11 protein-coding genes are annotated in these 12,742 nt (G+C 30.7%); 1 reads left to right on the forward strand and 10 read right to left on the reverse strand.

Annotated features, from left to right (window positions below; all coding sequences use genetic code 11):
* Position 1: 1 nt before the first annotated feature.
* From JG554_RS10845 to JG554_RS10865, 5 genes are all read right to left on the reverse strand, one after another.
* Complete coding sequence (locus tag JG554_RS10845) at positions 2 to 505, reverse strand: cupin domain-containing protein (protein WP_064209557.1); 504 nt, start codon at positions 503 to 505, stop codon at positions 2 to 4.
* A 1-nt stretch (position 506) separates the two neighbouring features.
* Positions 507 to 1,223, reverse strand: coding sequence for a YebC/PmpR family DNA-binding transcriptional regulator (locus JG554_RS10850; protein WP_046207344.1), 717 nt, complete (start codon positions 1,221 to 1,223; stop codon positions 507 to 509).
* An 823-nt stretch (positions 1,224 to 2,046) separates the two neighbouring features.
* Positions 2,047 to 2,370 (reverse strand): transcriptional regulator, SarA/Rot family, encoded by a 324-nt coding sequence (locus JG554_RS10855; protein ID WP_274380051.1) that lies wholly within the window; start codon positions 2,368 to 2,370, stop codon positions 2,047 to 2,049.
* 197 nt (positions 2,371 to 2,567) lie between these two features.
* On the reverse strand, positions 2,568 to 4,718 hold the full coding sequence (locus JG554_RS10860; protein WP_107360326.1) for a helix-turn-helix transcriptional regulator: 2,151 nt from the start codon (positions 4,716 to 4,718) through the stop codon (positions 2,568 to 2,570).
* Between the two features lie 460 nt (positions 4,719 to 5,178).
* Positions 5,179 to 5,841 carry a Bax inhibitor-1/YccA family protein gene (locus JG554_RS10865; protein WP_107360148.1) on the reverse strand — a complete coding sequence of 221 codons (663 nt, stop codon included), beginning with the start codon at positions 5,839 to 5,841 and terminating at the stop codon, positions 5,179 to 5,181.
* Between the two features lie 451 nt (positions 5,842 to 6,292).
* Here JG554_RS10865 and JG554_RS10870 point away from each other — a divergent pair, with 451 nt between their 5' ends.
* Positions 6,293 to 7,102: a LysM peptidoglycan-binding domain-containing protein gene (locus JG554_RS10870; protein WP_107360149.1), complete on the forward strand. Its 810-nt coding sequence runs from the start codon at positions 6,293 to 6,295 to the stop codon at positions 7,100 to 7,102.
* Between the two features lie 582 nt (positions 7,103 to 7,684).
* Here the strand turns inward: JG554_RS10870 and JG554_RS10875 are convergent.
* The 5 genes from JG554_RS10875 to JG554_RS10895 form a co-directional block, all read right to left on the reverse strand.
* Positions 7,685 to 8,692 carry an inorganic phosphate transporter gene (locus tag JG554_RS10875; RefSeq protein WP_046207339.1) on the reverse strand — a complete coding sequence of 336 codons (1,008 nt, stop codon included), beginning with the start codon at positions 8,690 to 8,692 and terminating at the stop codon, positions 7,685 to 7,687.
* Between the two features lie 13 nt (positions 8,693 to 8,705).
* Positions 8,706 to 9,323 (reverse strand): DUF47 domain-containing protein, encoded by a 618-nt coding sequence (locus JG554_RS10880; protein ID WP_019468170.1) that lies wholly within the window; start codon positions 9,321 to 9,323, stop codon positions 8,706 to 8,708.
* 678 nt (positions 9,324 to 10,001) lie between these two features.
* The gene (locus tag JG554_RS10885) at positions 10,002 to 11,027 is read right to left on the reverse strand and encodes a sensor histidine kinase (RefSeq protein WP_046207338.1); all 1,026 of its coding nucleotides are present in this window, start codon (positions 11,025 to 11,027) and stop codon (positions 10,002 to 10,004) included.
* Positions 11,020 to 11,694 carry a response regulator transcription factor gene (locus tag JG554_RS10890; RefSeq protein ID WP_046207337.1) on the reverse strand — a complete coding sequence of 225 codons (675 nt, stop codon included), beginning with the start codon at positions 11,692 to 11,694 and terminating at the stop codon, positions 11,020 to 11,022. The genes JG554_RS10885 and JG554_RS10890 overlap by 8 nt, the downstream gene beginning before the upstream one ends.
* A 13-nt stretch (positions 11,695 to 11,707) precedes the next feature.
* Positions 11,708 to 12,625 (reverse strand): NAD-dependent epimerase/dehydratase family protein, encoded by a 918-nt coding sequence (locus JG554_RS10895; RefSeq protein WP_046207336.1) that lies wholly within the window; start codon positions 12,623 to 12,625, stop codon positions 11,708 to 11,710.
* Between the last annotated feature and the right edge of the window lie 117 nt (positions 12,626 to 12,742).

Below are 12,742 nucleotides of genomic sequence, written 5' to 3' on the forward strand. Positions count from 1 at the left end.
TTTAACTATTAATGTCGATTATTGATAAAGCGTAACGATCATTAATGTGTTTTAAGGCTGGATATGTTTCGTTTAGCCACTCTTTACTCAATAACTCAAAATGTTTAAATTCAAATGCTGGATGACACATGCAACCAACAAGCGCATAACCAGCACAGCCTTCAATAGACGATGCAAAAATTGTGCCCTTTGGAACAACATGTTGCAATACATCACCGCTTTCGATGTTGGGGCCAACTGTTACTTTTTGATAATTGCCATCAGGGTATATCATGTGAACAGTCAAAGAATCTCCTGCATGATAATACCAGATTTCATCAGCATCTATTCGATGAAAATGTGATATATTATCGTGCGTTAAAAGAAAGTATATGCTCGAATAAGCCGATCTTTGATTTGAGCTAGTCGGTACCGCTTTGATAGTCTCTTTATAATAGCCACCTTCTGGATGCGGATGTAATTGTAATTGGTCAATCCATTTTTGTACTTCTTGATTTTTATTCATGCTATTTCAAATCCACGTTATGGAATACATTCTGAACATCTTCTAATTCTTCTAATGCATCAATTAATTGTTCAAATGTTTCCTGATCTTCTGCTGATAACTCAATATCTGACTGTGGTAACATTTCAAATTCCGCTACTTTAAATGTTTCAACACCTGATGCACGTAATGCATCTTGCACTTGGGCAAATTGATCAGGCTCAGCATATACAATGGTTAAACCATCTTCATCAATGACATCTTTAACATCTATCTCTTGTTCCATTAAGCTTTCCAAGACATCATCCGCTGACTTGTCTTCAACACCAAATACTGCAGTGTGTTCAAACATATAAGCAACAGATCCAGAAACTCCCATATTACCTCCATTTTTACCAAATGCAGCACGAACATCAGATGCAGTTCTATTTACATTATCAGTAAGCGCATCTACGATTATCATAGAGCCATTCGGGCCAAACCCTTCATATCGCAACTCATCATAATTTTCTTCGCCGCCACCTTTAGCTTTTTCAATAGCTCTATCTATAATATGGTTTGGTACAGAATATGTTTTTGCTCTTTCTAGAGTTAACCTTAATGCTTGGTTTGATACTGGATCGGGCTCACCAGATTTAGCCGCTACATAAATTTCTTTACCAAATTTAGCATAAATTCTACTCGTATTCTTATCTTTTTGGGCCTTTTTCTCTTTAATATTATTCCACTTACGTCCCATAATGTCATCTCACTTTCTAATTAAATGCGTATGTCAGTACATCATATTATACAATATTTTTATTATATCACATAGACTAACCTACTACTTTGCTTGTATTTTTTATTACGTCTCTCGAAATATCTATACCCTTTGGCAACTTATTAGTTTGTATCAAACATTGATCGTTTGTCACATAGAGTATCATCCATATAGAATGAATTAGCCCCTTTTAACATTATACATCGGTAATTTTAAGATATGAAAACCGCTTCTTTGAGTACTTAAATACATATTAAAAGAGATTTTAAAACATATAAAGAACCACTTCCCAACTTGTTGGGTTAGTGGTTCTTATGCATGAGCTAAAGCTCAGGTAATCCTTATTGCACTTCCCAACTTGTTGGGTTAGTGGTTCTTATGCATGAGCTAAAGCTCAGGTAATCCTTATTGCACTTCCCAACTTGTTGGGTTAGTGGTTCTTATGCATGAGCTAAAGCTCAGGTAATCCTTATTGCACTTCCCAACTTGTTGGGTTAGTGGTTCTTATGCATGAGCTAAAGCTCAGGTAATCCTTATTGCCACTTCCCAACTTATTGGGTTAGTGGTTCTTATGCATGAGCTAAAGCTCAGGTAATCTTTAATGCCACTTTCCAACTTGTTGGGTTAGTGGTTCTTATGCATGAGCTAAAGCTCAGGTAATCCTTATTAGAGGAGACGACGAAATCTATTTAATAAAATTAAATTTCTGTCCTACTTTCGTCACGAAGTATCATTATACTATTTAATATTTGTAACTGATTAAAGCTTTATTGTCATTATGTAAACATGAATTTTTAATATTTTAGTCTACCTGTGTTTCAATTTCATCTAACAAAGTGTGATACTTCCTATCATTTTCTTCAGTCATCGATAAATAAACTTTTCTCTCATCTTTTGTCGAACGTAATTTGCTTACACGATCTTGGTTAATTAATCGTCGAATTGATGCCAACACTTTTGTTCGACTCAAATCGAGTTCAGTCGTCGCAATTTTTAAAAATGGCTGCATCAGCATGTTTTGCTGTTGACAATTTTGTTGTATTATTTCCAAAATAGCAATGTCATTCATTGTTAGTTTATATTTACTTTCTATATAAGACATTACTTTATTATATTTTTTATAAATTTTTAATAACTGCGCCTTTTTTCATCATTCATTGTTGCTACACCTCCAAATGCTAGTAAGCAATACAATTTCATTATCTCTAAAAAAGTAACTCTGTCTTTATCATTTATTTTTATAGCTTTGTCATTATTACGAACAGCAGTAAATTGAATATCACAAAACATGTTAAATTAATTATATAATTTAGGATTAAGCATTTATTTATAAATATCAATAATGTGTACAGTATTATGATCAATTGCTACGCTTAAAGATTTGTCGTTAAATGAATGTTCGAAAACATTTATGCGTGGCTGATTATATGATTCAATTTTTTCTATAAATATATCAGACCATTGATATTTCTCGCGCAAATTGCAAGGTATCACACAATTGATATTTCCATGCGCATTATTATATGTCTCTTTAAAAATCAAATATTTTTTTCTTAACTTCAAATCTTTGAAATTGATATTAACCGACATTTTTGTTGTATAGTGCTTTGAAAATTCATTTTCCATAATTTGCCAATCACTGATATAAACGCTAATTTTATCCTCTTGATCAATAATAGTATAAAAATCATGTTCATAAACTTTATAACGTGTTTTTTCTATTAAACGATGAAACATAGTTCCTACCAATGTACGGAAACCACTTTTATCATATAAGTATAACGCCTCATTACCGTTCATTTGCTGTATCAAATCTACACCTATACCCGAAAAATGCTTTAATATTCTTTTAAACACACCGACTAACAATGGCGGACTTTCAATAATATTCATTGACTCGTCATGCAATAAAAAATTATTTCTTACATTTAATAAAAAATAATACCTATCCTCCAAACACATTTCTGCCATGATTTTCCTTATATAATTAAATTTAAAAATTTCTTTCGTCAACAGCATTTCATGTGATTCATTAAAATATGGCACCGATAACTTTTGATTATCTACAAAATAGTAATCAAAACCAATTCTCTTTAATTGTACTTCCATCATTTTAAAAGCATCTGGTTCATTAAATAAACGAGTAATATCAATACCAAATTTTACATTCTCTCTAAATTGTTTAATTTTGATAATGTTCCGGTATATCTCTTTTATTGACATTGTACTTAAATCAAAACAATAGCTTATCTTTTTTAATAAATCTCTGTTTAAGTTTGTGCTAGTTTGCAAATAAGCCGCGTAGGGTTTGCAAATCTGATTCAAATATATTTCAACATCTTGACTTTCGTAGATTTGAAGTACCAAATTAGCATTGTTTGATATGATAAAGTCAAAAGCTTTATATGTTTTTTGTTCAGAAATGTATTGTTGAATATCTTTTACGTTGATATTGCAATAAATATAAATCTGTTCCTCATTTTCAAACAAATAACTCATTTTAGAATCAGTATACAATTGGTATAACTCTGCTATTGTGTAAATTTGAATAATCATGGATGAATTACGATTATCCAAAAAATGATCAGTACAAATACTAATTTCATTGTTTTGTACATAACTATCTTCTAATTTTGCAGTAAGTTGAGCCTTTACTTGATCTTTAAATGTGTCATTCAATGTTTCATAAGGAAAATATAAATACTTATTGTATTTTGAGAGTTTACGATATTGATTAGGTGTGTAACCGTAATATTGTTTGAATTTTTTACTGTAAAGTGCTGCACTACTAAAACCGTATAAATCAGATATTTCTCCAATGGTATGTTGACTATCCAATAGCTCTTTCATAGATGCCGCCAATTTTAATGTATCCACATAAGTTTTAAAATTCATATCTAGCTTACTATAAAATTGACTAGATATATTTGATTGTGAAATAAATATATGGTCAGCAATTGACTTTAATGTTAATGGTTGCTTCAAATTACGATTTACATAATCAAGTATTTCTCCAGTAATACCAAAGTATGCGTGATCAGTTTGTTGGGATAAATAATCCGAATCTACTTTAGCTTCATTAGCAATAATTTCAACAATTTTGACCATGTAATTTTCATAAATATCATAACTTAAAGTATCGTTCAAATAGTGTTTCGTCAGCTCAATTAAGGATTTAGTTAATTGTGCTGTAGACTGAATCAACTTAGAGGCGTATTGATAATCAAAAAAAGGATAACCTCGTTCTAAAAACCAATCACTCGCTATATATAATAAAATGGTTGCTTCATTGCGTTTAATGCTAAAAATTTCTGTATGGTTTACGATTAACAATTCCGTTTCAACTTTTATATTAGCTGTAAATTGTTGAATTTCTAATACTCCTTTTATTGGCAGTAATACTAGTATGCCATCTGTTACACGTTTAGTAGGGTAAAAATTATTAGAAATAATATTTAAACACTGTACTTCCATATTCCAACCTCTCTCATATTCTGTTATACACCATACATATAAAATCATTTTTATAAAATTGATTATTTCTTTTATATTTTCATCTTTTGAAAATAGAACATTCACTGTTTTAGTTTCAAAGTACATGTTTTACCATTACATAATTTTGAATATAATAATTTAATTTGTCAACATATTTTTTCATTCATCGTCCTTAATTCTAACTTTTTTATATTTTATTATTGATAAAATAAGTTGTTATATAACATTATTATGTAATCATAAATTAAAGTCATCGTTGCATGTAAATCTTATATTAGCTGAATATTGTGTAATGATCATTTTAAGATACTAGACAAATAAAAATTAAAAGCAAAATAATAATCTAAAAAACCGTAACTGAATTTCTGTAAAAATCCAGTTACGGCTCTCGCTTCTATTAGAATTTATAACTCATATTTTTTAATTTTAAATCTAATATTTACTTTTTAAATTTATTCGCAAGTCTTAGTACATATTTAATAATGTGTAATAAATTGATAAATAGGTTGAATCCCATTTCTCGTGGAGAATACTGACCACGTTTCATACGATTAAAATCATATATTGTATATAATAAGAATAATAGTAAGCCTACTACTGTAATGATTGTATGGAAAATTGGATTATGCACAAACATACCAATAATTCCAGCAACAATCAGAGCCACTAATGTTACAAATAAGTATTTACCCATTCCTGAAGCGTTATCGACAATGAAATAGCCAATTAAACCAAATGCGATAAAAGCACCTATTGCTAGTAACACATTCTTATAAAACACTTCTGGTCCTAAATTTTGCAAATAAGCTGTAAATGTAGCATAGGACAATAAACCGACAATAATTGCATATATATGTGAAATTACCAATCCATATTTACGTGCACGATTCGTTAAAACTGTAAATAAAACTAAAACTAGCAAGACGATAGAGAGTGGTTTTCTCCATTCCATGGGTAAAAACTGCCCCAAATAGCAACCAATGCCAAAAATAATCCAATAATAAATAAAGAATAACCATACTTTACCATACGCATGAGAATTGGATTTATCCTGCTTTGATTTAGATTGTTTTTGATTAATTTGTTGTGTTGATTCAGCCAATCATTTCACTCCTTAGATGTTATAACATCTTACACATTAATTAGAATGTATTCCTCAACATATCTGATTAATGTGCTTAAATGTTGTTAAAGTTTTGTTTATATAAAATACATTACTTTCATTTTCACTATTCCACCTAAAATCAAACATTTTAACTATCAATTCCAAAAAGATGTTAACGTTAATTGAATTCCACACGTTTTCTAATGTTACAAAGTCATAAATTTTTAAATGAATTTCAAAACCAAAATTTCGTTTAAAGTCCATAACAAAAGTATTTATTAGGTTTACATCTCAATGTTCTAAAATGTTAATAATGTTACATCTCTATAACAATAGACACAAGTCACCTAATTTTTGTTAGTATGTAACATGAATTCAATTAAAGAAAATCAAACAGATATATTTAATTTAAAATGAGTTATTTATATAGGTGTGAGGAGGAGTTCTTTTGAAAAAGTTTGCATTTGCAGTCACTGCTGCTTCAGGTGCAGCAGCATTTATTGCTAACCATGAAGCTGAAGCATCAACACAGCATACAGTACAATCAGGTGAGTCACTATGGACAATCTCAGAACAATATGGTGTTTCAGTAGATGAGATTAAACAAAACAATAACCTCGATAACAACATGGTATTTCCGGGACAAGTTATCGAAATTGGTGGAAGTGGTCAAAGCTCAAGTTCAAACGCTTCTTCACAAACATCAGGTGGTTCTTCACATACAGTTAAATCTGGTGAATCATTAAATATCATTGCTAACAATTATGGTGTTTCAGTTGATGCATTAATGTCAGCGAACAATCTAAATGGTTATTTAATCCAACCTGGTCAATCACTTAAGATTCCAAATGGATCAAGTGTTGGTGGTTCAGGTGGTTCTGGTAACACTGCTACACAATCGCCTTCTACTGGTAATAATTCTGCTAGTGACGCTAATTTATATGATTGGGGTCAATGTACATGGCATGTATTTAACCGTAGAGCAGAAACTGGACAACCAATTAGTACATATTGGTGGAATGCTGATCACTGGGCTAACAATGCTGCAGCAGACGGCTACACAGTAAACAACACGCCAACTGCTGGTTCTATCATGCAAAATTACGAAGGTCCAATTGGTCACGTTGCATATGTTGAGCAAGTAAATCCTGATGGCAGTATTTTAATATCAGAAATGAATTATAATACACCTCCAGGTACAGTAGATTATCGTACAATTCCAGCATCTACTGTTTCTAGCTATAATTACATTCATTAAAAAGAGGAAGCATCTTAAACCTCTAACATTAATAAATAAGCGTCAATTTCTATAAGGTTTTTATAGAAATTGACGCTTTATTTTGTTTACTTACTTTATTTATATATATTTTAATCTCGACAATCATTTATGACAACTACATAGCATTAGTCGAACACTACAAGCAAAGGCAGCGCACAGAAATGCACACACAAAAACACTACCTACTACCAATAAAGTCCCTATTATGTTGGTAGTATAAAATATTTTAGGATGATACGATATAGCATCTTGATAATTTAGTATAGTAGTGTTTATTAAATATACGTAAGTGCTTTTTTTAAGTATTTCAATATAAAATTATATATGTGTACATTATATTTTGACGAGATGCTTGAAGGAACAGGACAAGCTGAAGACTACAGGTTGAAGCTCCGTTCCTAAGAATACGAACCAACAATACGAATTATGGCATAAAACAAAGAAGCACTCAGATGAATTGAATCATCCGAGTGCTGTTTTTCTAGTATTTATGTCATAGAATCTTTATCTTGTATTTATTTTAAAGTCATTCAGCTATTTATTACTCATTTTTGTTAATATTTATAAAACAATATTAATTACAAAATATATTAAAGCAGCTAATAATGCTGAAATAGGCAATGTAATTACCCAAGTCACAATCATACGTTGTGCTGTATTCCATTTCACACCTTTAATGCGGTTAGAAGAACCCACACCTAATATAGATGAAGACACAACATGTGTCGTTGAAAGTGGGAAATGTAGTGATGACGCAACAAAAATAGTTAAAGCAGAAGATAAATCCGCTGCTGCACCATTAGCTGGACGTATTTTCATTATATTTCCACCAACTGTTTTGATAATTTTCCAACCACCAACAGCTGTACCCAACCCCATTGCAGTAGCACAGGCAATCTTAACCCATAATTGAGGCTCAGTGCTTGTACCTGTTTGGATATTCGCAACTATGAGTGCTAAAGTAATAATCCCCATTGATTTTTGTGCATCATTTGTACCATGTGAAAATGATTGTAATGAAGCTGTGAAAATTTGGAAAAATCTAAAGTTACGATTCGTTTTCGTTAGATTTGCATTTTTGAAAACTACTTTAACAATTGAATACATAATAAAACCAACACAAAACGCAATAACTGGTGATAAAAGTAATACTATGATTATTTTTGTAAAGCCTTGATAATGTAGTACAGCAAATGTACCTTGAGAAGCAATTGCTGCACCAGCAATTGATCCAATTAATGCATGTGAAGAAGAACTAGGTATTCCAAAAAACCAAGTTACTAAATTCCAAATAATTGCTGCCATAATAGCAGCTAAAACCACAACTAGACCATTTTCTAATTTAAATGGGTCTACAATATCTTTTGTTATCGTACTTGCAACTCCAGTAAATGTTAACGCACCAATAAAGTTCATAACTGACGCCAAAATAATCGCAGTTCTAGGAGTTAATGCACGTGTTGAAACAGCAGTAGCGACGGCATTGGCTGTATCATGGAAACCATTGATAAAGTCAAATATCAAAGAAAAAATAACGATAGCTACTGTGATAATCAAAATATATTCCATAAGTTAGGACTCCTTAGCTATTTTTCATTATTATTGTTTCAAAGTTATTCGCTACAGCTTGACATTTATCGGCAATTTCTTCTAAACTTTCATAAATCTCTTTGATTTTAATAAGCGTGATAGGATCAGTTTCACTGTTAAAAATATGTTTAATTGACTGACGTAATATACCATCACAGTTAGTTTCAAATTCTTTAATATTAATAGAATGAATGCGCATGTGAGATAATTTTTTATCGACAAGTAAGCCTACTGCTAATTTCATTTCAGCAATAGCTTTTTGGATATTATCAACAAATTCAGCCATATATTCATCGGTATATTCTATAGAGTACATTTCAAACATTGCTGATGTTTCTTCTATTGCATCTAAAACATCATCAATAGCGTTACATAAAGAGAGGATATCCTCACGTTCAATAGGTGTAATGAATGTTTGGTTCAAATCCGAAATCACTTGATGCATGAGCTCGTCACCATGTGATTCGTAAGTTTTAATATTATCTGAGTATGCTTTAAGGTCTAAGTGTGTATTAAAATCCATTTTACCAAATTCAATTGCTGCACGGTCTAAGTTGAAAACCATTTCTTCAAGTTTCACCATGAACTTATCTTTTTTCTTGTTAAACATTCAAAAAATCCTCCATTTACAGTGACCAATATAATCACCTTCAATAAATTTAAAAAATTACATTCTTTTCTAGACAAATTAAGATTGGCAAGATTTACAATAGACCCATTACTGTTTTAATTTTATTAAAATTATGTAAATGAGTTTTTGCTTACTAGGTTTAAAAAATCTCACAAATGTTGATTTGTCCTTATTTGAAAATAGCACAATTTTAACAATCCTACAATTAAATTTACAAATTCTTAACATTACATTTTCGTTAAATTAATAATTTTGTGTATATTGATCTGCGAAATTTATAATTTTTCAAAAATGATTTTAAAATCTATAAATTCATATATCAAAACACACAATAGCAATATTTGCATAATTACTATTTTTAAGCAACAATTATTTTTCTATATATCAAACTTAAATTAGATACAATTAGTTCAAAAGAAAGTTGATTTTTTGAATTTGTAGATACTATCAAAAATTTTATTCTGCGCTCTATTTCATCCTAAATAAAGTTAAATGTAGATATGTTTTATTTTAATTGCATCAAAGGTTGATAATAAAAAAAGACAATTTCTCCATAAAATTAGAAATTGCCTTCTTATCGTTCATCGCATCATTTATGCGTCAAACGTCGCTTTTTTAATGGTTATAGAGTTTTTTATACAATGTACATGAGCAATATCAATAATCAGATAACATGCTAACTATTTCATTTTGGTTTGGAAAAACAAATTGCACTTTCGTTCCATTATTAACTTCAGAATTGATATGAACAGTTATCCCTAATTTCTCTTTTACATTTTTCACCAAATATAAACCAATTCCAGAAGATGTCGTTTCATTACGATTTTCCGTTGAAGTAAAACCTTTATCAAAAATTCTCGGCAAATCTTTTTTGCTGATTCCTCTACCTTCATCCTTAATTTCCAACGTCACATGGTTTTCGAGTAGTTTGCCGCTTACATGAATCGTGCTGTTTTCACTGTATTTAACAGCATTGGAAAGAATTTGTCTTATCATCATGCGACACCATTTCGTATCTGTATATACTTTATAATTGTCATCAAATTCAAGTTCAAAATCTATACCTTTCGCTTGGCTAATATATCTAGTGATTTGTATTTCGTCTATAACTAAACGTTTTAAGTAAACATTTTCATAATACATATCTTTATTTTGCGACTCTAATCGAGTCAGAAATAGATGTTTATCTAGCATGTCATTGATACGTGTCCATTCAAATAAGAGTGCACGTCTTCTATTATCATCGCTTTCTTTTTCAATTAATAATTTTAAAGCAGTGACAGGCGTCTTAATATCATGCACAAAATCTGTTAACGCAGCTTCCGTAGATTTGATTTGTTGTTTTTGCTTAGTCACTAAACTTTTTTGTGTCGTAATTTGATGATATAAATATGCTAACATTTCTTCTTGGAACGGCGTATCGGCCAATGATTTATGCTTTAACGCTTCGGGTTCTATATTATCATCTAAGTGCTTATAAAACTTAACTTCTTTTAAATATGTAAATAATAAGAAAATACAGCTTAACCCTATATTTAAAATAATTATATATAAAACACTATTTACATTTAAATCATAATCTAAAAAAGCAATACCTAAAAAGATGAATTGTAAAACAAGCAACCAAAATATCCAGTTTTTACGTGAACGCAGGAATAACCATACCCATTTCATACTATCCATGAGCCATATATCCCTTACCGATTTTCGTTTCAATTGCATCTTTCATATTAATATCTGCAAGCTTTTTTCTTAACCGATTCACATTGACTGTTAATGTATTATCGCTGACAAATGCTTCATCATCCCAAAGTGCAGTTATTAATGTATCTCTAGTAACAATCGTATCTTGTTTTTTCACTAACATCTCTAAAATAATCATTTCTGTTTTAGATAAATATATGACTTGATCGTCTTTATTAATACTATCCTTAGTAAGGTCGAGTGTCGCTTGTTGCCAAGTTATGACTCTTTTCTCATCTATACTAAATTGATAAACGCGTCTATAAATCGCTTGTAGTTTAGCAATTAAAATGTTTGTATTAAATGGTTTTTGAACATAGTCATCTGCGCCTAATTCCATGCTCATTACCTGATCCATTGGATTATCTCTTGAAGATAAAAATAAAATTGGTGTGTTTGATATTTCGCGAATCTTTCTCGTCCAGTAAAACCCATCATATTTGGGTAGCTTAACATCCATAATAACTATTGCCGGATCAACCGCTTTAAACTTCTCTATTACAAGATTAAAATCATCGATACCATTAACATTAAAGTCCCACTGTTCCAACTCTTCACTAAGTTCCTTAAATAAAGTCATATCATCTTCCACTAATAAAATTTCCATAAGCTCACCTCAATTATTTTGTATATTTTATATTTTCCCCGGAGTTAATTCGACCTTGGTAATGTTTAATGCGGCAATCAATTTCAAATCCTCGCATCATTAAATCTTGGAAAGGTGATTGCATTAAGTAATAAACAGGCCAAGTTAATTTAGGAATATAATCAAACAAATGAACGATGACTTGTTGTGTGTCTTTTAATTTGCGAAATTCTAATTTCCCTTGCTTTTTTAAATTAGGTTTTACAATTCTACCACTCACAAGATGCAACGTAATGATGTCTTTTTCAGTGTTCTCTTTGCGTAGTACTAGTATAGGTTTGCGTTTGTTTTTCATGTACACAATGAAATTATCCCCTTGTTTTGCTGTATGCAACAATGTTCCTTTCGTTTCATCTAGCCACTTAAAATAATATGTTACCATTTGGCTTAATGTCCAATTCATCGGTAGTTGTATACTTAACGCACTTCTGACATCATCATATTTCGAAGTCTGTAACTCAACTGCTACGTGAGGGCGGGCGACTTCTGCCGTCGTTTCTTCTACTTCAGTACCGTATGCTGATAAACGCTGCTTCGTTTCAACATCGAAGCGACTACCACTAATATATATTATCTTACTCACACCTTGTTTGGCAGCAGCTCTCCCAAAATTATCTGCAGCTATCAAATTGATATCTCTAGCAGTTGCATGCGTCAGCTTAGCAGAATGCTTGGTTGGATCTAAATAAAATATTGCAATATCTATACCGTCCATAGCAGTTAAAACATCATTATAGTTATAAATATCTTTTTCAAGCCAAATAATTTCTTGATATTCTTTTTCTTTTGGATACTTAGACAATGTATATAAGATTCCTTCATCTTTAATGGATTCAATTAGATATTTTCCTATATAACCTGTAACACCCGCAAGCAATATATTTGGTTTCATTATACGACATCCTTTATCATATATTTTTCTTGTTTTAAATATTCCCTAGTAAATTCATGTTAATGATGTTAAGTTATACTATAACTGAGTTTTAAAAATTAGAAATGAGGAGTGGAC

The sequence above is a fragment of the Staphylococcus sp. 11-B-312 genome (assembly GCF_016743055.1).
In the GTDB taxonomy this organism is placed as follows: Bacteria; Bacillota; Bacilli; order Staphylococcales; family Staphylococcaceae; genus Staphylococcus; species Staphylococcus ureilyticus.